This is a genomic window from Streptomyces sp. M41(2017), from assembly GCF_002078175.1.
Classification (GTDB): Bacteria; Actinomycetota; Actinomycetes; order Streptomycetales; family Streptomycetaceae; genus Streptomyces.
The window spans coordinates 579,679-601,750 of record NZ_MWFK01000001.1; the positions used below are offsets into that span (position 1 = coordinate 579,679).

Sequence of the window (22,072 nt, forward strand, 5' to 3'; positions counted from 1 at the left end):
GCCCGCCGGCCGGCGCTATCCGGCGAACGGCGGCTGCGGCAGGCCCTTTCCGGCTCCCGGGACCACCAGCAGGGAGCCGGACAGCGGGTGCGGGCGCGCCAGGCCGGTGCGGGCGGTGGTGATGTAGAGGTCGGTGAGGCCGGTACCGCCGAAGGCGCAGGCGGTGGGGCGGCGGACCGGCAGCGGAACGACCCGGTCGAGCGCGCCGTCCGGGGTGTAGCGGCGGACCGCCCCGCCGTCCCAGAGGGCCACCCAGACACCGCCCTCGGCGTCCACCGTCAGACCGTCGGGGAAACCGTCCTCGACGGCCGTGAACGCCCGCCGGTTCACCGGGAGTCCGTCGTCGTCCAGGTCGAACACGTCGATACGGCGGGTCGGCGAGTCGACGTAGTAGACGCGGCGGCCGTCCGGGCTCCAGCCGGTGCCGTTGCTGACGGCGACGTCGTCGAGGAGCGGGCGGACCGTGCCGTCGGGCGCGATCCGGGTGAGGGTGCCGCCGCCCGGGGCCTCGTCGTAGCGCATCGTTCCGCACCACAGCGAGCCGTCGGGGGCGACGGCCGCGTCGTTGGCCCGGCGTCCCGGGACGGGGTCGTGGTGCAGCCAGCGGAACGGTGCCGGCCCGCCCGCGGGTCCGCCGGCGCCGGTGGAGCCGCCGGAAGCCGCCGGCGGGTAGAGGCCCACCCCGTCACGGAGGTTGACGACCAGGCCGCCGCCCGCACGGGGCTTGGCCGCGCCCACGTGCTGCTCGGTGGCCAGCACCGTACGGCGGCCGGTGGCGGGCTCGTAGGTGTGGACGCGGGAGCCGAGGATGTCGACCCAGATCAGGCGGTCGGCGGCGCTGTCCCAGGTGGGGCCCTCGCCGAGCGCGGCGTGCGCGCGGACCGCGACCTCGACGGCCGTCATCCCGCGCTCCGGTGGCCGAGGCGCTCGGACAGTTCGGCCGCGCCCTTCGCGGCGAGCTGCTCCAGTTCGGCGCGGCGCTCGTCGCTCCAGCGGATCATCGGCACGGAGATGGAGAGCGCCGCGACGACCTGTCCCGTGCGGTCGCGGACCGGGGCGGCGACACAGCTCACGTCCGGGTTGGACTCCTGGTTCTCGACGGCGACCCCGCGGCTGCGGATCCCGGCGAGGGCCTCGCGCAGGGCTCCCGGTTCGGTGATGCTGTTGGGCGTCATGGCGACGAGGTCGGCGTCGTCGGGGATCCGCGCGGCCAGTTGCTGCTCGGGCAGGGAGGCGAGGAGCATCTTGCCGACGGAGGTGCAGTGCGCGGGAAGACGCCGGCCGGCCGCGGACACCATGCGTACGGCGTGCGTGGAGTCGACCTTCGCGATGTAGATGACATCGGCCCCTTCGAGGATCGCCACGTGCACGGTCTCGTCGCAGGTCTCGGCGACGGAGCGCGCCACCTGCTGGCCCTCGGCGGCGAGGTCGAGCTGCTCGGCGTACCGGCTGCCGAGCTGGTAGGGCCGGACGCCGAGGCGATAGCGTCCCGGCTGCCCCGGCACCTGCACGATGTACGAGCGGGCGCACAGCGTGGTGACCAGTTCGTGCACGGTGGTGCGCGGCAGCCGGAGCCGGCGCACGATGTCGGGGGCGGAGAGCGTGCCGTCCCCGTCGAGGAAGAGTTCCAGGATGTCCAGAGCCCGGGTCACGGCAGGTACGAGGCGTCCCACAGCCGGCCCCCTCCCATATGTTCGAAATTTCAACAGACGATCGGCATGACGAACACAGGCTAGTCATAGTGGGCTTGGGCGGGCAATGGGTGGGGCGGGGTCCCCGGTGAGGGCGCGCGGCGGCGGGACACGTGGGCCGGGCGGGGCGGCCGCGCCCGGTGGGCGGGGCGGTGGCCGGGTCCGGTGGCCCGGTCGGGCGGGGCGTGGCCGCCGACGCGGGCACCGGGTTCAGCGGCGGGTCCGGGGGTCGCCCAGTACGCCGCGCAGCCGCTGGGCCCGCAGGACGAGTTCGAGTTCGAACCGCCGGTCCGGGTCGTCGATCTCGTCGCCCCACAGTTCCCTGATCTGGCGCAGGCGGTAGCGGACGGTCTGCGGGTGGACGCCGAGCCGGGCCGCGACCTCGGGGGCGCCGCCGCGCGTCTCCAGCCAGGCCAGCAGGGTCTCCGCGAGCCGTCTGCCGTGCGTGGGCCCGCAGTGGGCGAGCGGTTCCAGGCAGCGCAGGGCCAGGTCGTCGATCAGCTCCTCGGGCTGGAGGAGGACGAGTGCCTCGGTGTGCTCCGTGCAGTGCAGCACCTCGCCGCCGGGGAGCAGCCCGCGTTCCATGAGGCCCACGGCGGCCTCGGCCCAGCGCAGCGACTTCGCGGCGTCGGCGAGCGGGACCGGCGGGCCGAGCGCGCCGGACCAGCCGGTCAGCGCCCGGTGCAGCAGTTCGGGCCGGCCGGCCGCGTCCGGTTCGGGCACGACCATGCGCGGCTGCTCGTACTCCATGTCGAGCAGCACGCTCTGGCCGACGGCGGGCGCGACCGCCTCACGGGCCGGCCGCAGCAGGACACCGACGGCCAGCCGGCCGGGCAGCGGCCAGCCGACCCGGGCGGCCCGTTCGGCGAGGCCCTCGGCGAGGTCGCCCCGGGGGTGTTCGGAGAGCAGGAGTTCCATCAGGCGCCGCTGGAGGCGCAGCCGTTCCCCGGCCTGCCGGGCGGCGGCCTCGGCGTAGCCGCGTACGGACTGGTCGACGAGGCCGTCGAGGTACTCGTATCCGGCGTCGACCAGTTCGTACATCGCCGGGGGCGGCATGTCGACGCGCTGCCCGATCTCCGCGAACCGCCGCCAGGCGAGCCGGACACCGAGCCGGTAGACGGCCTGGAGGGAGTCGAGGCTGCGGCCGTGCAGGCCCTCGCCCCGGCCGAACTCCTGGAAGACCTCGGGGTGGACGCGCGGGCGGCCCTCGGCCGTTCCGAGGTGCTGCACGAAGACCTCGATGGCGCGGCGGATGCCGACGAGGGCCATCGGCTCGCCGAAGTCGTCGAGCACGAGCGGCAGGTGCGGGTACTCCCTGCGGATCTCGCGCAGGATCTCCTCGGCGAGCCCGGGCGCCTCGGCCATGGCGATGGTGGCGAACTGCCGGACCTGGCGGCGCGGCACGTCGTGCCAGGCGGAGCGGGCCGGGGCGGCTCCGGCGCGGGCGGCCGGTGTGCGGCCGGCCCCGGACGCGGCGGGACCCGGACCGGATGCCGTGTCTTCCGTGCCGGGACCTTCACGTCCGGGCGGGTCGGTCCCGCTCCGCCGGGGTCCGCGACCGGCGCGCGCTCCGCCGGAGCCGGGCGGCTCACCGGGTCCGGCGTCGCGGGCGGCCGGCCCGCCGGGATCCGCCGGCCGTTCACGATCGACCGGGGGGTCGGGGTCGGCAGGTCGTTCGGGATCGGACGGGGGCCCGCCCGGCCGCTCTCCGGCCGGGCCGGGGGGCCCGGTCCCGTCCTGGCGGGGCGGGGACTCCGCGGGGACGACGCCGGATCCTGCCCGCCACGGGGGCCGCGGCACTTCGGGCTGTCGTGACGGCGCCGGCCGGGTGCCTCTGCGGCTCGGCACGGTCAGCGCTCCCGGGCGGCGTTCTGATACGTGATCAGTGGGGTGTTCGGCTGGTCGGGGGTCGCGTCGAGGAGCGCGACGATACCGAGTGCGGCACCCACGGCGAGGGCGGCGGAGGCCGCGACGGTGAGCGCCACGGCGAGCAGTCTGGACATCGCAGGGTCAGCCTCTCTGTCGGAGGTCGTCCCCACCCCGGAAACCCGTGCGACCACCGGTCGAGCGGTCCCACGGACAGCGCCTGCGCCGGTCCCGCCCGGCAGGAGCCAGTCTCGACAATGCATTGACACTCCGTCAAGGGTGCGCCTACGGTTCCCGGCCCGTACCGCACGCGCACTTTCTCCCACGGTGTCGACGCATCCGTATCACCTCGCACCAGCTGATATCACCCGTGCGTCGAGCCTCCTCAGCCACTGGAGTGCCCGGATGCGCCGTAAGTCCTCGCCCGTCTCCCTGATCCTCGTCGGCCTCGGCACCTTCCTGCTCGTGCTGGCCCCGATGCTCGCCTGGTACGTGGAACCGCGTGCCGCCGTGAACCCGATCGACATCGACACGACCGCCGTCTACAAGGGCACCGGCAGCGTCTTCGACCTCGACAAGGCCGAGACCGTGCCCGGTCAGGACATCACCGTGACCCAGGTGGTGCGCGGCGACGTCGCCGACAGCGAACGCAGTGGCCGCGCGGTCTGGGACGTGACGACGACGGTCGACACGAACGCCTCCCTGCCGGCCGCCGACCCGCACGACGCGCTGGAGTTCATGCCCGGCCGCTGGGTCACCGACCGGCGGTCCAACGAACCGGTGCACTGCTGCCGGGAGCACCCGTACTACGAGGGCGACGCCTATCTGAAGTTCCCCTTCGACGTGCGCCGACACGACTACCGGTGGTGGGACAACTCCCTGGGCGCCCCGGTCACCCTGCACTACCGGGGCACGAAGAAGATCCACGGGTACCGGGGCTACCGGTTCACCGGGTCCGTCCCCGCCACCCGGACCGGGACGCGGCAGGTGCCGGGCGCGCTGGTCGGGCAACCGCGGCGCAACCAGGTGCTCGCCGAGGAGTGGTACGCCAACCACCTCGTCGAACTGGTCGTCGACCAGCGCACCGGGCGGGTGATCTACGCACAGGTCGGTCCGCGCAGGACGCTGCGGGCCCCGGGCGGCACGAAGGACGCGGCGGTGCTGCTGGACAGCCGGAAACTGGCGTTCACGGCGGCGACCCAGCGCGACCAGGTCGAGCAGGCGAGGACCGAGAGCGGCCAACTGCGGCTGCTGGGAACGACCTTGCCGATCGGCGCCGGTCTGCTGGGGTTCCTCCTGGCCGTGGCGGGGGCCGTCCTGCTGGTACGCGGGCGACGGGATCCCGGTTCGTCCGCTTCGCCCCCGCCGACCCTCACGATGTGATGTGCCGTCAGCTCCACAAAGCCCCGAAATTGTCACCTCGGTGAGTAGCCGACGCGAACGGCTCGGCGAAAACTGTCCACCCCACCCGAACACAGCGCTTTCACAGCCCCGTTACAGCCGAGCGCCCCCGCGCCCCGCCGCCGGGCGCACCCGGCGTCACCCGCGACGCCGGCCCGTCACCCACGCAAGGCACCCCAGGCGGCACGACCACCGAGGACCGGCGCCCCGTCCAGCCCCCCACACTGAGTTCCGCACCCCGAGACGAGTTGGAGCACCCATGCCCCAGCACGTACCGTCCCCGCCGCGCACCGTGTCCCCGCGGGCCGCGCAGTATCCTCCGGCGCCCTCCCCGCGTCCGCGCCGCATCGTCTTCCTCGCCCGCCGCGATCTCGGCAACCCGGCGGCGGGCGGCTCCGAACTCCTGGTCGACCGGCTGGCCGAGGGGCTGACCGGGCTGGGCCATCAGGTCACCCTGGTGTGCGGCGGCCCCTCGTCGGGCCACGGCTACCGGGTCGTCTCGGCGGGCGGCGACCTCGGGCACTTCCTGCGCGCCCGGCCCGCCTTCCACCGCGAGGTCGGGGGCTGCGACCTGCTCGTCGAGGTGTGCAACGGGCTGCCGTACCTGACCCCCCTGTGGCATCACGGGCCCACGCTCTGCCTGGTCAACCACGTGCACACGGACCTGTGGCCGATGCGGTTCGGCGGACCGCTCGCGCCCGCCGCGCGGCTCGGCCGGCGCCTCGAACACTGGGCGCTGGCCGGCGCCCAGCGCGGCAACCTGCTGGTCGCCGTCTCCCCGTCGACGGCGGTGGCGCTGCACGCGATCGGCGTCGAACGGGACCGTATCCGGGTCGTGCACAACGGGGTGGAGGAGCCGGGGCCGCGTGCCGCGCGCTCGCCCGAGCCGCTGTTCGTCGCCGTGGGACGGCTGGTGGAGTACAAGCGCATCGATCTGCTGCTGCGACTGTGGGAACGGGTCCGGCCCGTCACCGGCGGCCGGCTGGTGATCGTCGGCGACGGCCCCGAGCGTGAGCGCCTCCAGCAACTCGCCGGTATTGGCGTGGAGTTCACGGGTCATGTCTCCGATGCGGAGAAGCACCGGCTGCTGTGCGCCGCGTGGCTGCTGCTGCACCCCTCCGCGGTGGAGGGCTGGGGTCTGGTGGTCACCGAGGCGGCCGCGCGGGAGACACCGGCGATCGCCTTCGACGTGCCGGGGCTCCGGGACTCCGTCGTGAACGGCGAGACAGGCGTGCTGGTGCGCGGCGAGTCCTCCTTCGCGGCCGCCTGGTGCACCCTCGCCCTGTCCGGCCGTCGCCGCGCGCTGATGGGCCGGGCGGCCCGCGACCGTGCCGCCGCCTACCGCTGGAACCACACGGTCCGCCGGTTCCGGGCGGTGGCCGCGGAGGCGGTGAGGGGCTGGGCACCGTGACGGCCGCCGGACGCCGGCGGTCCGGCACCGGCACCGGTCGGGTCGGCGGCAGCGGGCTCAAGGACCCCTCCCTGCGCCGTTCCCTCGCACTGTTCCGGGCCTTCCTGCACGAGCAGGACGACCCGGCGGCCTGCTACGCGCTGCTCGCCCGTGACGCGGCCGACCAGGTCGAGGCGGTGCACGGCGCCGTCGCGGGCCGGACGGTCGTGGATGTCGGGGGCGGCGGCGGCTACTTCACCGAGGAGTTCCGCCGGCGCGGCGCCCAGGCCTACCTCTTCGAGCCGGACGTAAGGGAGTTGGGGACCGAGCCGCCCGGCGGGGCAGTCGTCGCGGACGGCTATCTGCTGCCCCTCGCGGACGGGGTCGCCGACGTCTGCTTCTCCTCCAACGTCCTGGAGCACGTGGCCGATCCGCAGACGTTCCTCAGCGAGATGGTCCGGGTGACCCGCCCGGACGGACTGATCTACGTCGCGTTCACCAACTGGCTGTCCCCCTGGGGCGGTCACGAGTGGGCCCCCTGGCACTACTTCGGAGCCGAGCGGGCCCGCGCCCGCTACCGGCGCCGTACGGGCAGGCCCGCCAAGCACACCCTCGGCGAGAACCTCTTCGCCGTGCACGTCGGCACCACCCTGCGGCAGGTCCGCGCCCGCGACGACGTCACGCTCGTCTCGGCGCGTTCCCGCTACTGGCCCTTCCTCGCGGAAGCCGTCACCAAGGCACCGGGGCTGCGCGAGTTCGCCACCTGGAACCTCCTCCTCATCCTCCGGCGGTGTCCACCATGACGAGCACGGTCCAGGCCCCTCCCCCGGCAGCCGTCCGCCCCGCAGCAGGCGCCTCCGGTCCCCCGGAGGGGCCCCGCTCACGCCGGTGGCTGCTGGGGTTCTGGGCCGTGGTGTTCGCGCTGTTCCTCGCCGTGCACCCCGGGCGGGCGACCTTCGACACCAAGCTCGGGGTGTCGCAGGATCCCTGGCAGTTCCTCTCCGACCTGGGGCAGCTGTGGCACGACCGGGGCGGCTTCGGGGGCATCCAGGACCAGTACGTCGGCTACGCCTGGCCGATGCTGCCGTACTACGGGCTGTGCCGGCTGGTCCATCTGCCGGTGTGGCTGGCGGAGCGGCTGTGGCTGTCGGTCGTGGTGTCGGTGGCCTTCTGGGGGGCGCTCCGGCTGGCCGAGCGGCTGGGGACGGGCAGCCGCGCGTCCCGGCTGCTCGCCGCCGTCGCGTACGCGCTGTGGCCGGTGTTCACCGTCGTCGTCGGGTCGACCTCGGCGGCCGCGCTGCCCGGCGCGTTCCTGCCGTGGGTGCTGCTGCCGCTGGCCGACGAGCGGTACACCGCGCGCATCACGGCCCTGCGCTCGGCGCTCGTCGTCCCCTTCATGGGCGGCGTGAACGCGGCGGCCACCCTCGCCTCCCTGCTCCCGGTCGGGCTGTATCTGCTCACGCGGCCGCGCGGGCCCCGGCAGCGCAGACTCATCGGGTGGTGGGTGCCGGGCGTGATCCTCGCGACGGCCTGGTGGTGGATCCCGCTGCTGCTGCTCGGCGTGTACGGCGAGAACTTCCTCCCCTACATCGAGACCTCGCAGACGACGACGGCCACCATGTCGGCCACCGAGTCGCTGCGCGGCGCGGGCAACTGGGTGGCCTACCTGCACTTCGGGGAGGCCTGGCTGCCGGCCGGCTGGTCCGTCGCGTCCTCGGTGATCGTGATCGTCTCATCGGCGCTGGCGGCGGGGCTCGGGCTCGCGGGTCTGGCGCGACGGGACCTGCCCGAACGCCGGTGGCTCGTGCTGACCGTCCTGTCGGTCGTCCTCATCACCCTGGCCGGGTACGGCGGTTCGCTCGGGGCGCCCTTCCACGGCGTGGCGCAGGACTGGCTGAACGGCCGGCTCGTCCCCTTCCGCAACATCTACAAGTTCCAGACCGGCCTCGCCCTCGCGCTCGTCCTCGGTCTCGCGCACCTGGTGGGGGTGGCCACCCGCACGCACGGCGCCCGCCCGGTGCGCGGCAGACGCCTCGCCCCGCTGATCGCGGCGGTCCTCGTGCTGCCGGGCCTCGCCTGGCCCTACCTCAACGGCGCGATCCTGCAGCCGGGTTCGTTCCAGGCGCTGCCCCGGTACTGGCACACCACCGCCGACTGGCTGGAGAAGTACTCGCCCGACTCCCGCGCCCTCGTCGTCCCCGCCACCGCGCACGGCATCTACACATGGGGCTCCCCCATCGACGAACCCCTCGACGTGCTCGCCGGCTCCCGCTGGGCCGAGCGGGACTACGTGCCCTTCGGCACCCCGGGCAACCGGCGCGCCATGGACGCGGTCGAGCAGGCCCTGCTGACCGGGGGCGACGTCCCGGGACTGGCGGACTACCTGAGCCGGGCCGGCCTGTACTACGTCGTGGTCCGCAACGACCTCGACCCCGACCAGCTCGGCTACGTCCCCACCGCGACGGTGAAGCGGACGCTGGAGCAGTCCGGCTACCGGCGGGTCACCGGGTTCGGTCCGGTGACGACCGGCGGGCGCATCGCGAACGACACCCCGCTCCAGGTCGAGGGGCTCTATCCGCGGCAGCGCGCCGTGGAGATCTACGAGCCGGCCGACACGGCGGTGGCCCGGCCCGGACAGGCCGGGCTGAAGCCGATCGCGGACACCGCCGTGGTCTCCGGCGGTCCCGAGGCGCTGCTCCCGCTCGCCGCCGATCCATCCGTCCGGGGCCGCGCGGCCGTGCTCACCGGCGACAACCACCCCGGGCTCGGCACCGCCGGCGTGCAGATCGTCGGGGACGGGCTGCGGCGCGCCGACACCCGTTTCGGTCTGGTCGACGCGAACACCTCGTACACGTACACGCGTGACCAGCGCAACGACAGTGACAGCGTGCAGGACGCGGGGCGCGCGCCGCGGCAGATCCTGCCGACCGACGGCGTCGGGCACCAGACCGTCGCGGAACTGCGCGGCGCCCGGTCGGTGACCGCGTCGTCCAGCGGCAACTGGCTGTTCCATCTCCCGCAGTACGACCCGGTGAACGCCTTCGACGGCAACCCCGGCACCGCGTGGGCGGAGGGCGCGGCGGGGTCGGCGGACGGGCAGTGGCTGCGGATCGGCTTCGACGGCTCCGTGGACATGCCCGCCTCCTTCGACGTGATCCCGCTCCCGCAGGACGGTGTGCGTTCGGCGGCGACCCGGGTCCGGGTGGAGACCGAGAAGGGCTCCGTCTCCAGCTATCTCCTGCCCGACGGCAGGAAGCAGAGCGTCAAGGCCCGTCCGGGGTCCACGGGTTGGCTGCGCATCACGATCACCGGATCGACCGCGCAGCGCGCCGGGCTCACCGGTGCGGGCTTCTCCGAGATCGGCCTCCCCGACGTGCGGGTGACCCGGCTGCTGCGGCTGCCCACGGATGCCTCCGGCGCGGACGCGACCGCCGAGATCGTCTCCCTGCACCGCTCCACCGACCCGACCGGGCTCTCCCCCACGGGCACCGAGGCGGGCCTGCACCGCGCCTTCTCCACCTCGACGGCCGGCACGTACACGCTGAAGGCGAGTTCCGTCCCCGTGCCGGGCACGGAACTCGACCGGCTGCTGTACGAGGTCGCGCCCGAGCAGGAGGGCCGGATCACGGCGACGGCGGACTCGACGGCCCGGCTCGGCGCGGGTGTGTCCGCGCGCAACCTCACCGACGGCGACCTGACGACGGCGTGGATCGCGGGCTCCGATCCGACGATCCATCTGAGCTGGCCGGGCGAACAGCCGGTGTCCTCCGTCGTACTGGCGCCGGCGGGCGGCCTGTCGACCCGGCCGACGAAGGTCGAGATCAGCTCCCCGGACGGCGCGGCGGTCGTCGGCGTCGACGAGAACGGCTGGGCCCGCTTCGACCCCATCACCACCGACCATCTCGACATCAAGGTGACCGGGACGGCCCGGCTCACCGTCCACAACCCCGTCGCCGGCGCCGGCCTGCGGCTGCCGGTCGGCCTGACCGAGGCGTACGTGCCCGGCCTCGACCGGTACCGCACCCCGCAACCCGCCGGGACCCGGCCCTTCGCACTGTCCTGCGGCAAGGGCCCGGTCGTGGCGGTGGACGGGAAGCTGTACGGGACGAGCGCGCAAGGAACCGTACGGGATCTCGTGGAACGCCGGCCCGTCGAGGTGACGCTCTGTCAGAAAGGGCGTGAGGGAGGCGATCTGAGTCTCGCCGAGGGTTCGCACCGGGTCGAGGCGGGCGACGGCGGTCCGCTGGCCGTGACGGACGTGACGCTGACCCGCGGCACGCCGGCGGAGGCCAGCACCACGGGGCGGGGCCTGAGGATACGGGACTGGCTGGGCGACCGCCGCGAGGTGACGGTCGGCTCGGGCGCGGCCTCGTACCTGACGACGTACGAGAACGTCAACGACGGCTGGAAGGCCACCCTCGGAGGCAGGGAACTGACGCCGGTCCGGCTCGACGGCTGGCAGCAGGGCTGGCGGATCCCGTCCGGAGCGGGCGGCACGGTCACGCTGTCGTACGCGCCCGCGACGACCTACGAGGCCGGGCTGATCGCGAGCGGCGTCGGCATTCTCGTGCTCGTGGGACTGGTGGTGTGGCGCCGTCGGGAGCCCAACCCCGACGAGCCGCAGCCGGTGCCGCCCGCACCGGGGATCTGGCTGGGGCTGGTCGCCCTGACCCTGGTCGGCGTCGTGGTCGCGGGGTTCCTCGCCCTGCTGGTCCCGGCCCTCGCACTGCTCGCCCGGCGCCGGCACCCGCTCCTCGTCCCGATCGCGTTCCTCGCCCTCGCCGGGGCCGGGATCGCCGCCGCGACGGGCGCGGGCTCGCCTCCCTCGGCGGGCGAGGGGGCGTTCGGCGCCACTGCCCAACTCCTGGGCCTGATAGGCCTGTTCGCGGGGCTGGTGAGCGTGGGTGCGTCACGGGGCCGGGAGGTGCCGGCCCCACCCGGGGCGGCACCGGACCCCGGGCCGCCCGCGGCCGCGCCCCTGCCCCGCCGGGAACGCGGCGGATCCCACGGTCCGCGCACCCTTCCGGCGGGGTTCCGGTCCCGCCGGGGAGCGGACCTGTCGAAACGGGAGGACTCCGCTACGGGGCCCGGCGGGCGGCGGACGGGAGAAGCGGAGGCCGGGGCGGAAGCGGCCGGTGTACCCCACGCGCCTCGTGCGGGCGACGCCGACGTCCGGACGGGCAACGGAAAGTCCGGTGGCGCCGACGCCGAACCCCCCTCGACAGAAGGCGAGTCGGTGATGACGGAACCCGCATCCGACTCCGGAACGCGGCAGTCCAGCGGTGACGAGTCCGAACGCGCCGCAAGCCCGCCGCCGTCCCGTGGTGTCCCGTCCGGGGTCCCCGCCGGTTCACCGGAGTCCGGGCGCTCCGAGGCCCCCGCGCTCTCCCGGACGCCGGAGCCCGGGATCGTCGCCGGGCCCACCGTGTCCGCGCGCGGGCCCGAGCCGCTGCGGTCCGAGGGTGATCCGGCGGGGGAACGGCCCGCGCCGCGCAGGCCGTTCCGTACGCCGGGGCTGCGGGCCGTGCCGCCCGGGGCGCGCCGGAACGACCCCGGGAAGGGGGCTTCCTCATGACCACGGTGGACCATCCCGCGCGCGACGGCACGGACGGCCCCGCACGACGACCGGTGCGCGTTCCGTTCCCGGTGGTGGACGAGGTCGCCCGGCACTGCCTCCAGGAGGCGGAGCCGGAGACCGTGCACATCGAGATCCATCTCCCGGGCCCGCTCGACCGGGACCGGCTGACGGCCGCGTTCACCGAGGCGCTGCGGCGCCATCCGCGGGTACTGATGCGGGAGGCCCCGGGACGCTGGTACCGGCGCCGCTACGAGTGGGAGCTGACCCAGGAACCGGACACGGCGGTGGTGTCCTTCACACCGCCCGGCCGGGACTCCCTGCGGGCCGCGCGGGCCAGGTGTCTGGAGGCGGCCCCGCCTCTGTCGGAGTCCCCGCCCGTCCGGCTGGAAGTGGTGGAGGGCGTGGGCCCGGCGGCGGCCGGCGGGGCGGCGGAGGCGGTGGGCGGCCCCGGTCGCGGAGGCACCCCCGACGGCGTCGGCGCGGGTCTCCCACCGCACGGGGCGGACCGTACCGACGCCACGAACGCCCGACCCGGGACGACCGGGAGCGGCAGCCCGGGGGACGGCGGCGCGGGCGTCCGCGAGGGCACCGCCAGCCCGGGAGGCGTCGTCCCCACCGACCGCGAGGGCGCCCGTGGCCCCCGGGACCCCGGCGCGACCGCCCGCAAGAACACCGGGGCCGGCCCGGACACCCCCACCGGCACCAGCGCCGACACGGAAACGGCCACGGGAGCCGGCAGGGGCACGGTCCTCTTCCTCACCATCAACCACACCGCCCTGGACGGCCCCGCCTGTCTCCGGGTGCTCGCGACCGCGGCGGAACTGTACGGCGGCCGGGACAACACCCCGGCCGCACCGCCCGTCCGCTCTCCGGACGCCGTCGAGCCCGGGGACGCGGGCACCCCGTCCGTGTGGGCGCCGCCCGCCCGGGTCGCCTCCGGCGCCCCCGGGGCCACCCCGGGCAACGGGCTGATCGTCACCGAACTCGCCGTGCCGCGCCGCCCCCAGGGCTCCCCCTACACGGTCAACGACCAGCTGATGGCCGCCACCGCGCTGACGGTCGCCCACTGGAACCGTGAACACGGGCAGCGGCCGCGGCCGTTGCGCATCACGATGCCGGTGGACGACCGTCCGCGCGGTGCGGACATGCCGATCGGCAACGGGACCCGGCTGGTGGAGGTGACGTTCTCCCCCGCCGAGGTGGACGCCTCCCGCATGGGCGAGCTGCTGCGCCGCACAGCCACCCGCACCCGGGCGCTGAAGGCCGCCGACCGACCGCAACTCGGGCACGGGGCAGCCCTGTTGACCGCACCGGTCGTCCCGGTGGCCTGGCGGGCCGCCGTCACCAAGGGGCTGCGCAGAGCGGCCGGGCCGTGGACCTCGACCTGCCTGCTCAGCAACATCGGCCGCATCCCGTACGCCCTGGACTTCGGTGAGGAGGCCGGCCGCGCCCGGGCCGTCTGGTTCTCCGCGCCCGCCCGCACCCCCCGCGGGCTGACCGTCACGACCGCGTCCACCGCGGGGCGCCTGCACGTCTCGCTGCGCTGGTCGCGCTCGCTGCTCGGGCAGAGCGACGGGGCCCGCCTCCGCGACCTCTTCGAGGACTACCTGCACGCGACCGAGGAGACGGGGGCGAGCGGCCGATGACCGCCCGCGCCCGGTCCACGGAATCCGATCCGGTCACGGCAGCGGCCCACCACGGCGGCGGGCTGCGGGACTTCTACGAGGACCCGGCCGTCCCCGTCGCCTCCGGAACCGCCCGCACCCTGCGCCAGGCACGGATGCTGGCCGCGGCGCTCGGCCCCGCCACCGGGGGCGCGCGGACCGTGCTCGACATCGGCTGCGGCGACGGCACCGCCGCCCGGGCCGCGGCGCCCCTCCTCGCCGGACACCGGGTGGTCGGCGTCGACTGGTCGCAGGACGCGCTGCGCCGGGCCCGCACCCGCGTCCCGTACACGGTCCGTGGTGAACTCAGCGGCGGCGGGCTGCCGTTCGCCCGGGAGTCGGCGGACGCCGTGCTGTTCAGCGAGGTCGTCGAGCATCTCGTCGACCCGGACGGGGCACTCGACGAGATCCGCCGGGTGCTGCGCCCCGGCGGGCACCTGATGCTGTCCACCCCCAACCTCGCCGCCTGGTACAACCGCGGCCTGCTGCTCGCCGGGGTCCAGCCCGTCTTCTCCGAGGTGAGCCTGCGCGCCGTGCACGGCCGTCCCGGGCGGGAGGTGGTGGGCCATCTGCGGCTCTACACGCCCCGCGCCCTGCGGGAGTTCGTCGCCGCGTCGGGCTTCGAGGTCGTCCGGCTCGCGGGCGCACCCTTCCACGGCGTGCCGCGCCCGCTGCGGCCGCTGGACCGGCTGGCCTGTGCCGTGCCGTCGCTGTCCTCGATCCTGCTCCTGCACGCCCGAAGGACGTAGCCATGTGGTGGGGAGTGATCGCGGCGCTGCTCGCGAACGTGCTGTACAGCACCGGATTCGTCCTGGAGAAGCGGGCGCTCGGCACGATGCCCGAGGTGGACTTCCGGCGTCCCGTGCGGCTGCTGCGGCTGGTCCTCGGCAGCCCGCTGTGGATCGGCGGCTCCCTCGCGCTGGCCTCCGGGTTCGCCGCACAGCTCGCCGTGTACCGCACGCTGCCGATCGCCGCCGCCCAGGGCATCTTCGTCTCCGGACTGGTGCTGCTCGTGCTGCTGTCCTCCCGGCTGCTCGGCGAGCGGACGACGGGCCGGGAACGGTACGCGCTCGGGGCGATCCTGGCGGCCCTGCTGATGGTCGTGCTGTCCCTGCGCGAGAGCTCGGACACGGTCGGCCGCGGCGCTCCCGCCCCGCTGGTCCTCACCGTCTGCCTGCCGTCGCTCGCCCTGGGCCTGTGGCTGTACGGGCGGGCGGAGCGGCGCTCCCGGGAACCGCACCGGGCACCGCCCGGCGGGGTCGGGTACGGGGTGGCGGTGGGACTGCTGTACGGGGTGAGTTCGCTGGCCGTGAAGGGGGTGTCGGGCCGGCTGACGACCCACGACACGGCCGGTGCGGTGCTGGGGCTGCTGCGCTCCCCGTACCCCTATCTCCTGCTCTTCACCGGCGCGTTCGGCCTGGTCATGTCGCAGGCGGCGCTCCAGCGCTGCCGGGCGTCGCTGATCGTGCCGGTCTGCACGACCGTGAGCTGTCTGTTCACGGCGGTGCTCGGCACCCTCACGTTCGGGGAGGCGCTGCCGCACGACCCGGTCCGGCTCGCCCTGCGGCTGGCCGGCACCGTTCTGGCGGTGGCCGTCCTGCTCGCCATGCCCGGACAGGAAACGGCGCCGCAACCCTCCCCCGGCGCCAAGGAGCTGACACCCCCATGACCCCCGACGACCCGCTGCTGAGGATCCTCGCCTGCCCTCTCGACAAGGGACCTCTGCACCTCCTTCCGCCCGACGCGGAGCTGCATACCGCGGAGGCGCTCTACAACCCGCGTCTGCACCGACGCTATCCGGTCGTGGACGGCATCCCGCAACTGCTGCCGTCCTCCGGACAGCAGGTGACGGAGGACGAACACCGGGAACTCCTGCGGCGGATGACCCCGTGAGCGCGTCCGCCGGCCACCGCGCGGACGACCGGACCCTCGCCGCGCGCGTCGCCCCTTTCGTGCCCACCCGTCTCGTCGCGGCGGCGGCCCGGTTCGTCTACCCGCGCTTCGAGCCCGAACTGGCCCGGCTCGCCGACCTCTGCCCGCCGGACTGCGGCACGGCGGTGGACGTCGGCGGCTGGTACGGCCCCTGGACGCACCGGCTCGCCCGCCGGGCGCGCCGCGTGGTGACCGTGGAACCCGTACCGCACCTGGCCCGGCTGCTCGCGTCGGGCACCCCGGGCAACGTGCGGGTGGTCCGCGCCGCCGCCTCCGACCACCGCGGCACCGCCCGGCTGTGGCTGCCCGCCGGCGACGCGGGCGACCGCGGGGTGTCCTCACTGGTCCGCAGGGACATCCACGCCCGCGCCCTGGAGGTGCCCTGTCTCACCCTGGACAGCCTGGACCTGCGGGACGTGGGCTTCGTCAAGATCGACGTGGACGGCAACGAAGCGGCCGTGCTGCGCGGCGCCCGGAACCTGCTGGCCCGCGACCGGCCCGCCCTCTTCGTCGAACTCGAGTCCCGTATCCAGCCGGTCGCCCCGGTCGTCGAGCAGCTGGCCGGGCTCGGGTACGCGGGCTGGGTGCTGCCCGGCAGGAGCTGGCTGCCGCTCGCCTCCTTCCCCCTGGAGGAGCATCAGGCGCGGACGGCGTACGTGGCCGGACACGGGTTGCTGCGCCGGGTGCTGCCGCCGCGCGGACCCCGTTACGTGAACTCGGTGCTGTTCCTGCCGGACGGCCGGCGTCCGGGCGGGCGGCCGGTGCGCGACGATGGATCCCATGCCGGCCAGACGCCCCACCACCCCGTTCACCCCGCTCGACTTCCAGCTGGTCCTGCTGCGCCGCATGGCCGACCACCAGCCTGACCTGGTCGAGGACGCCCGCCACGCCCTGGGCGTGTCCATCGCGGACATGCGAGAGGCCAACCGCCGCTGGCAGGCGATGCTGCACGCGCCGCGGCAGCGGTCGGCGGCCTCCCGGTACCGCTCGGTCCTCGGCGCCCCGGAGTCCTCGTCGCGACGCCGCATCGGGGACCTGGCCTGCGAGGCCCTCCAGTGGCCGGTCCCGCTGTGGCCCACCCTGCGCTTCGAGGTCCTCGTCACCGGGAACGGCGTCGCCTGGAACGAGTGGCTGGTGCGGGCCCCCGGCGCCGAGGGCCCCGCCCTGGAGACCCTGGACGACCTGGTTCCCTGGTCCTGCACGGTCGACGAGGTGGCCCGCGCCTTCGCCCCCGTCCGGCCGCTGGAGGGCACCGCCCCCACCCGCTGGGGACTGGCGTTCACGGCTCCCGACGCGTCGGGCGTCCGCCAGGAGTGCGCGGCGGAGTTCACCTGGGGACTGCTGCAGCGGGTGGCCGTGAAGGGTCCCGCGCCCGATCCGGCGCCGCCGGGTCACTGAGGGGCGGCGGCCTCGATGATCGCGTCGACGACGACGGGCAGCGACCCCGGGTGCAGGAACAGGAAGAGGTTCGGCTCGACGAGCTCCAGCTCCATCACCAGGGGCTGTCCGTCGTCGCCGTCCACGAGGTCCACGCGCGCGTAGAGCACGGAGTCCGCGCCGCCCGGGACGGCGGCCAGCGCCCGCTCGGCGACGGCCTGTTCGGCCGCCGTGGGCTCCCAGGCCTCCAGCCGCGGATGCGGCGTCTTGGCCCCGTCGTAGGGAGTGCCCGGCTCCAGTACGGCTCCCTTGCGGCTGGCGTGCAGCAGCCGTCCGCCGAAGAACTGCAGGGCCCGTTCGCCCCGGACGTCGATGTTCGCCAGATACGGCTGGACCATCGCGGTCAGCCCCTCGGCGTGCATCCGCGTGAGCTGGCCGACCGCCGTCTCGCGCTCCTTCGGCGTGTACCGGGCGGCGTAGCGCGCGCCCGCCCCGGCGGTGGGCTTCACGACGAACTCGTGGTCACCGGGCAGGTCGACGGCGTCACCGGGCGCGAGGTACCGGGTCGGGACGACCGGGACGCCCGCTTCCGCGAGGTCCCCCAGATACCGCTTGTCCGTGTTCCAGCGCACGACCCGCGCCGGGTTCAGCAGCCGGGTCAGGCCCCCGCACCGCTCGGCCCACTCGGTGAACTCGGCCAGCCGCCAGCTGTAGTCCCAGGTCGACCGGATCAGCGCCAGGTCGAACGCGGCCCAGTCGGTGTCCGGGTCGTCCCAGTGCACGACGGCGGCCTCGGCCCCGGCGTCCTCCAGAGCCTGCCGCAGCACCGCCAGGTCCCGGTCGACGGTGGGCTCCTCGCCCGGGTTGTACGTGACGAGCGCGATACGGGCCACGACGACTCCCTCCTCGTACGACACCGGCGTACGGCCACGGACGCGCCGCACCGGCGCACCACTTCGGGACGATCCCGCCGCAGGCTAACAACCCCCCGTGCCCCCGGGCGAAGCGGTTACCGGTCGTCCGGCGGGTGCGCGGGGCCGGTGTCCGTCCGCGGAAGCGGGTCCGGGACGCGCGCCGGTCAGTCCTGGGGGCCGTAGCCCAGCGAGGCGCGGATGGCGCGGCCGACCGGGTCGACCGTGCCCCGGCCGCCGGGGCGGGTCAGCCAGGAGCGGAAGACGCTCGCCAGATGCAGGCCGAACTCCTCGGCCCGGGCCTCGTCCGCCTGCCGTGATCCGTCACGGGCGGCGACGGTGAGGGCGAACTCGCGTCGCGGGGGCGCGCCCGTCCCGGTCCAGTCGGGACGGCCCGAGAGAGCGGCGCGCGCGACGGCGGAGGCGCCGTCCACGTGGTGGTCGCGGTGCCCTTCCTTCATGTGCCACAGCTCGTGGCCGAGGATGACGAGCTGCTGCACGGTCTCCGCGCGTTCCTCGACGACGACCAGGTCGAAGTCGCCGAACTCCATCCACAGACCGGTCACTTCGATCTCGTCGGGGAACCGTTCGAAGCGGAGCTGGACGGGCCGGCCGCCCCGCCGCCGGCTCATCTCCTCGCACAGCGCCCGGGCCAGCTCCCGCACGTCGACGGGAGCGTCGATCCGGTGCCGGAGCTCCCGGCCGAGTTCCGTCGCGAGGGCCCGCGTCCCGGAGCGTGCGCCGCGCGGACGCAGTGCGGTGAGCAGTCTTCCGACGGCGCCGGCCGGCCGCTTCATCGGTCCGCTCCCTCGCCGCCCGGCGGGCCGGCCACCCGGCTCGCGCGCGGAACGGGGCGCGGCCCGAACGGCGCGTGGACCCGGTCCCGGGTCCGGCCGCCCGTCGCTCCGCCCGTCCGGGCGTCGCGCACCGGCCCGGCCGCCCCCACCGCCCGGACCCGTTCCACGGGCAGGACCGTCCGGGACGAAAGGACGCACCGGACGAGGACGTCGCCCCGGTCCTGGCCCTGCCCGGCGGTCGGCGCGTCGAGGCGTACGCGGGTCTCGGGACGGGGTGGCGGGGACTGACTCACCAAAGGGCTCCCGGCAGTTGACTCATCAAGTTGTCGCGCCCGGCCGACATTACGGGGCCCGGTCCGTCGGCGCCACGGTTCCCGGACGATCGAGCCCGCATCCCGGGCGATCGTCACGGCGTCCGCACCCGCCCTCCACGTCCCCGACGCGGAGGGGGCGCCCGACCGCCCGCCGCGGGAGCGCCATCGTGTAGGAAGAGGCTGTCCGTCCCGGTGAAGTCTCACGGCAAGGAGTCCTCGTGTTCTCCCTCTTCCCGGCCCTGGTGAGCGGCTCGGTCGCGAACCGGTCCGCGCTGCGCTTCGGTCATCGGTCCCTGACGTACGCGGAACTCGCCTCCTCCGCAGGGGCGCTGGCCGCGCGGCTCGACGGTGTCGGGCGGGTCGCCGTGTGGGCGACCCCGACCCTGGAGACGGCCGTGGGCGTCGTCGCCGCGCTGCTCGCCGGAGTGCCGGCGGTGCCGCTCAACCCGAAGTCGGGAGTGGCGGAACTGGGGCACATCCTCGGTGACAGCGCGCCGTCCCTGGTGCTCGCCGCCCCGGGCGAGACCCTGCCCGCCCCGCTCGCGGCACTGCGCAGGATCGACGTCGAGGTCCCCGGCACGGGCGGCGCCGGCCCGGCGGAACGGCCGGATGTTCCGGACACGGCCGACGCCGGTGGGACCGACGCCTTCGCGTCCGCCGGTTCGGTCACCGACCCCACGGCTCCCGCCCTCGTCGTGTACACCTCGGGGACCACCGGCCCGCCCAAGGGTGCCGTCATCCCGCGCCGGGCGGTCGCCTCGACGCTGGACGCGCTCGCCCACGCCTGGCAGTGGACCGGCGACGACGTCCTCGTGCACGGACTGCCCCTGTTCCATGTGCACGGGCTGATCCTCGGCGTGCTGGGCCCGCTGCGGCGCGGCGGGTCCGTGCGGCACCTCGGGAGGTTCAGCACCGAGGGGGTGGCGCGGGAGCTGGACGCCGGGGCGACCATGCTGTTCGGGGTGCCCACGATGTACCACCGGATCGCCGAGGAACTCGACGGGAATCCGGAGCTGGCGGCGGCGCTCGGCCGGGCGCGGCTGCTGGTGTCGGGGTCCGCGGCGCTGCCGCTGCACGACCACGAACGGATCACGGCCGCGACGGGCCGCCGGGTCGTCGAGCGCTACGGGATGACGGAGACGCTGATGAACACCAGCGTGCGGGCGGACGCGGAGGGCCGCCCCGGCACGGTGGGCGTTCCGCTGCCCGGTGTCGGACTGCGGCTCGTCGAGGAGGACGGGACGACGATCGCCGGGTACGAGGCCGACGGCACCCCGACCGGCGCGTACGACGGCACGAGCGTGGGCGAGATCCAGGTGCGGGGGCCGAACCTGTTCACGGAGTACCTGCACCGGCCCGACGCGACGGCCGCCGCGTACACCGCGGACGGCTGGTTCCGTACCGGGGACATGGCGGTCCTCGATCCGGACGGCGCCGTCCGGATCGTCGGCCGCAAGGCCACCGACCTGATCAAGAGCGGCGGTTACAAGATCGGCGCGGGGGAGATCGAGAACGCGCTGCTCGACCACCCCGGCGTCCGCGAGGCCGCCGTCGCCGCGGAGCCCGACGCCGACCTCGGGGAGCGGGTGGCCGCCTGGATCGTGCCGGCCGACCCGGAACGTCCGCCGTCCGCCGGGGAGTTGGCCGATCATGTGGCCGGCAGCCTCGCGCCGCACAAGCGGCCGCGCACGGTGCGGTTCCTGGACGAGCTGCCCCGCAACGACATGGGCAAGATCCTGAAGAGGGAGCTGCCCCGTGACTGAACGCTTCTCGGCCCGCGAGGCCATCGCCCAGGTCACCGACAGTTTCGCCGAACTCCCCTCCCCCGAGGGGAAGTCCGGCCCGGACGGCCCGCTGTCGTGGGACGGGTACGACGCGGCGCGGGCTCGTGCGGCCGACCGCACCGGCGAGGAGGAGTCCGTCGTCTGCGGCACGGCGACGTTCGGGACGGCGAGTTTCGGCACGACGACCGACGGCCGGGAGCCGCTCGGACCGGTCACCGCCGTCCTGGTCGCCTTCGAGTTCGGCTTCCTCGGCGGTTCCCTCGGCGAGCGCACCGGGGCCCGTCTGGAGGCGGCCCACACGCACGCCCGCGCCCACCGGCTCCCCGTCGTCACGCTCGTCGCCACCGGCGGCAGCAGGATGCAGGAGGGCATGGTCGCCCTGACCCAGCTCCAGCGCGTCGCGCGGCAGTCGGAGCTCACCCGGGAGGCGGGACTCCCGCAGGTCGCCGTGGTGCGCGACCCGACGACCGGCGGCGGCTGGGCCACGCTCGGCGCGGGCGCCGACGTCACCCTGGCGCTGCCCGGGGCCCAGGTCGCCTTCGCCGGCTCCCGGGTCCGGCCGGCCGACGCCGACCCGGCCGCGTACACGGCCCAGGCGCAGCTCGCGGCCGGCGCGGTCGACGCGCTGGTCCCCCGCGAGGTGCTGCGGGAGACGCTGGCCCTCTGGCTGGACCTGCTCGGCCGTCCGTCCGCCGAACCTGCCCCCGTTCCCGCCGCGTTGGGCGGAGGCGGGCTGCCCGCCACCGGCTGGGACGCGGTGGAGCGCGCCCGCGCCGGCGGACGTCCGCGTGCCGACGCCTATCTGGACGCGTACTTCACCCGCCGGGCGACGATCAGCGGTGACCGCTGCGGCGGCACCGACGACGGCATGGAGTGCGGCTTCGGCCGCACGCGCGACGGACGGACGGTCGCGTTCGCCGCCCAGCGCGGGACGGCGACCCGTCCCGCGGGGTACCGCACCGCCGCCCGGCTGGTCCGGCTGGCGGGCCGGCTCGGCGTCCCGGTGCTGACGCTGGTGGACACTCCGGGCGCGGCGAACGACGCGGAGGCGGAGCGGCAGGGGGCCGGGCCGGCGATCGCCGACCTGTTCGCCGCGGTGGCGGCCGCCCGGACGCCGGTCACGACGCTGGTGATCGGGGAGGGCGGCTCGGGCGGCGCACTGGCCCTGGCCGCGCCCGGCAACACGTGGGCCACGCCGGACAGTTACTTCTCCGTCATCGCTCCGGAGGCGGCCGCGGCGATCCTCAAGCGGCCCGCCGACGAGGTCCACGCGACCGCCGACCAGCTCCGCGTCCGGCCGCAGGACCTGCTGGAGCTCGGCGTGATCCGGGGCATCGCGGAGCCTTTCCGGGGGTGAACGGACACGG

At 75.2% G+C, this 22,072-nt stretch carries 19 protein-coding genes; 12 read left to right on the top strand and 7 right to left on the bottom strand.

The window, feature by feature from the left end; translation table 11 throughout:
* Nucleotides 1–15: 15 nt before the first annotated feature.
* From B0675_RS02735 to B0675_RS41270, 4 genes are all read right to left on the bottom strand, one after another.
* A complete protein-coding gene (locus B0675_RS02735; protein ID WP_081217126.1) occupies nt 16–903 on the bottom strand; it encodes an SMP-30/gluconolactonase/LRE family protein in 888 nt (295 codons plus the stop codon).
* Nucleotides 900–1,673, bottom strand: a complete 774-nt coding sequence (locus tag B0675_RS02740; RefSeq protein WP_081217127.1) for an IclR family transcriptional regulator — start codon at nt 1,671–1,673, stop codon at nt 900–902. The genes B0675_RS02735 and B0675_RS02740 overlap by 4 nt, the downstream gene beginning before the upstream one ends.
* Before the next feature lie 228 nt (nt 1,674–1,901).
* Nucleotides 1,902–3,095, bottom strand: a complete 1,194-nt coding sequence (locus B0675_RS02745; RefSeq protein ID WP_081221553.1) for a helix-turn-helix domain-containing protein — start codon at nt 3,093–3,095, stop codon at nt 1,902–1,904.
* A 446-nt stretch (nt 3,096–3,541) separates the two neighbouring features.
* Nucleotides 3,542–3,694: a hypothetical protein gene (locus tag B0675_RS41270; protein WP_179165229.1), complete on the bottom strand. Its 153-nt coding sequence runs from the start codon at nt 3,692–3,694 to the stop codon at nt 3,542–3,544.
* A 268-nt stretch (nt 3,695–3,962) separates the two neighbouring features.
* On the opposite strand from B0675_RS41270, the gene B0675_RS02750 reads away from it, so the two are divergent.
* The 10 genes from B0675_RS02750 to B0675_RS02800 all read left to right on the top strand — a co-directional run bounded on the left by B0675_RS02750 (nt 3,963) and on the right by B0675_RS02800 (nt 16,920).
* Nucleotides 3,963–4,940: a DUF3068 domain-containing protein gene (locus tag B0675_RS02750; RefSeq protein ID WP_081217128.1), complete on the top strand. Its 978-nt coding sequence runs from the start codon at nt 3,963–3,965 to the stop codon at nt 4,938–4,940.
* A gap of 277 nt (nt 4,941–5,217) precedes the next feature.
* Nucleotides 5,218–6,369 carry a glycosyltransferase family 4 protein gene (locus B0675_RS02755; protein WP_081217129.1) on the top strand — a complete coding sequence of 384 codons (1,152 nt, stop codon included), beginning with the start codon at nt 5,218–5,220 and terminating at the stop codon, nt 6,367–6,369.
* A gap of 71 nt (nt 6,370–6,440) precedes the next feature.
* A complete protein-coding gene (locus tag B0675_RS02760) occupies nt 6,441–7,151 on the top strand; it encodes a class I SAM-dependent methyltransferase (protein WP_241539889.1) in 711 nt (236 codons plus the stop codon).
* Complete coding sequence (locus B0675_RS02765) at nt 7,148–11,923, top strand: alpha-(1->3)-arabinofuranosyltransferase family protein (protein ID WP_081217130.1); 4,776 nt, start codon at nt 7,148–7,150, stop codon at nt 11,921–11,923. Before B0675_RS02760 ends, B0675_RS02765 begins: the two co-directional genes overlap by 4 nt.
* Nucleotides 11,920–13,572, top strand: a complete 1,653-nt coding sequence (locus B0675_RS41845) for a condensation protein (RefSeq protein ID WP_241539683.1) — start codon at nt 11,920–11,922, stop codon at nt 13,570–13,572. Before B0675_RS02765 ends, B0675_RS41845 begins: the two co-directional genes overlap by 4 nt.
* Complete coding sequence (locus B0675_RS02780; RefSeq protein WP_081217131.1) at nt 13,569–14,339, top strand: class I SAM-dependent methyltransferase; 771 nt, start codon at nt 13,569–13,571, stop codon at nt 14,337–14,339. Before B0675_RS41845 ends, B0675_RS02780 begins: the two co-directional genes overlap by 4 nt.
* Nucleotides 14,340–14,353: 14 nt before the next feature.
* Nucleotides 14,354–15,259 carry a hypothetical protein gene (locus tag B0675_RS02785; protein WP_081221555.1) on the top strand — a complete coding sequence of 302 codons (906 nt, stop codon included), beginning with the start codon at nt 14,354–14,356 and terminating at the stop codon, nt 15,257–15,259.
* Complete coding sequence (locus tag B0675_RS02790; RefSeq protein ID WP_081217132.1) at nt 15,256–15,483, top strand: Trm112 family protein; 228 nt, start codon at nt 15,256–15,258, stop codon at nt 15,481–15,483. Before B0675_RS02785 ends, B0675_RS02790 begins: the two co-directional genes overlap by 4 nt.
* Nucleotides 15,480–16,388, top strand: coding sequence for an FkbM family methyltransferase (locus B0675_RS02795; RefSeq protein ID WP_081217133.1), 909 nt, complete (start codon nt 15,480–15,482; stop codon nt 16,386–16,388). The genes B0675_RS02790 and B0675_RS02795 overlap by 4 nt, the downstream gene beginning before the upstream one ends.
* Nucleotides 16,294–16,920: a hypothetical protein gene (locus tag B0675_RS02800; protein ID WP_081217134.1), complete on the top strand. Its 627-nt coding sequence runs from the start codon at nt 16,294–16,296 to the stop codon at nt 16,918–16,920. Before B0675_RS02795 ends, B0675_RS02800 begins: the two co-directional genes overlap by 95 nt.
* Here the strand turns inward: B0675_RS02800 and B0675_RS02805 are convergent.
* The 3 genes from B0675_RS02805 to B0675_RS40360 form a co-directional block, all read right to left on the bottom strand.
* The gene (locus B0675_RS02805; RefSeq protein WP_081217135.1) at nt 16,914–17,792 is read right to left on the bottom strand and encodes a hypothetical protein; all 879 of its coding nucleotides are present in this window, start codon (nt 17,790–17,792) and stop codon (nt 16,914–16,916) included. The two genes, B0675_RS02800 and B0675_RS02805, sit on opposite strands and share 7 nt — an antisense overlap.
* Nucleotides 17,793–17,977: 185 nt before the next feature.
* The gene (locus B0675_RS02810) at nt 17,978–18,607 is read right to left on the bottom strand and encodes a toxin-antitoxin system, toxin component (RefSeq protein ID WP_179165230.1); all 630 of its coding nucleotides are present in this window, start codon (nt 18,605–18,607) and stop codon (nt 17,978–17,980) included.
* Nucleotides 18,604–18,900, bottom strand: coding sequence for a hypothetical protein (locus tag B0675_RS40360; protein WP_107482546.1), 297 nt, complete (start codon nt 18,898–18,900; stop codon nt 18,604–18,606). Before B0675_RS40360 ends, B0675_RS02810 begins: the two co-directional genes overlap by 4 nt.
* A gap of 239 nt (nt 18,901–19,139) precedes the next feature.
* Here B0675_RS40360 and B0675_RS02815 point away from each other — a divergent pair, with 239 nt between their 5' ends.
* Together B0675_RS02815 and B0675_RS02820 are read left to right on the top strand one after the other, a co-directional pair.
* Nucleotides 19,140–20,684, top strand: a complete 1,545-nt coding sequence (locus B0675_RS02815; protein WP_081217136.1) for an acyl-CoA synthetase — start codon at nt 19,140–19,142, stop codon at nt 20,682–20,684.
* Nucleotides 20,677–22,062: a carboxyl transferase domain-containing protein gene (locus tag B0675_RS02820; RefSeq protein ID WP_081217137.1), complete on the top strand. Its 1,386-nt coding sequence runs from the start codon at nt 20,677–20,679 to the stop codon at nt 22,060–22,062. The genes B0675_RS02815 and B0675_RS02820 overlap by 8 nt, the downstream gene beginning before the upstream one ends.
* Nucleotides 22,063–22,072 lie beyond the last annotated feature (10 nt).

What these genes read in the sequence shown, in the direction of transcription:
- B0675_RS02735 (WP_081217126.1), bottom strand. Translation starts at nt 903, where the DNA reads ATGACGGCCGTCGAGGTCGCGGTCCGCGCGCACGCCGCGCTCGGCGAG.
- B0675_RS41270 (WP_179165229.1), bottom strand. Translation starts at nt 3,694, where the DNA reads ATGTCCAGACTGCTCGCCGTGGCGCTCACCGTCGCGGCCTCCGCCGCC.
- B0675_RS02750 (WP_081217128.1), top strand. Translation starts at nt 3,963, where the DNA reads ATGCGCCGTAAGTCCTCGCCCGTCTCCCTGATCCTCGTCGGCCTCGGC.
- B0675_RS02755 (WP_081217129.1), top strand. Translation starts at nt 5,218, where the DNA reads ATGCCCCAGCACGTACCGTCCCCGCCGCGCACCGTGTCCCCGCGGGCC.
- B0675_RS02765 (WP_081217130.1), top strand. Translation starts at nt 7,148, where the DNA reads ATGACGAGCACGGTCCAGGCCCCTCCCCCGGCAGCCGTCCGCCCCGCA.
- B0675_RS41845 (WP_241539683.1), top strand. Translation starts at nt 11,920, where the DNA reads ATGACCACGGTGGACCATCCCGCGCGCGACGGCACGGACGGCCCCGCA.
- B0675_RS02780 (WP_081217131.1), top strand. Translation starts at nt 13,569, where the DNA reads ATGACCGCCCGCGCCCGGTCCACGGAATCCGATCCGGTCACGGCAGCG.
- B0675_RS02790 (WP_081217132.1), top strand. Translation starts at nt 15,256, where the DNA reads ATGACCCCCGACGACCCGCTGCTGAGGATCCTCGCCTGCCCTCTCGAC.
- B0675_RS02800 (WP_081217134.1), top strand. Translation starts at nt 16,294, where the DNA reads ATGGATCCCATGCCGGCCAGACGCCCCACCACCCCGTTCACCCCGCTC.
- B0675_RS02810 (WP_179165230.1), bottom strand. Translation starts at nt 18,607, where the DNA reads ATGAAGCGGCCGGCCGGCGCCGTCGGAAGACTGCTCACCGCACTGCGT.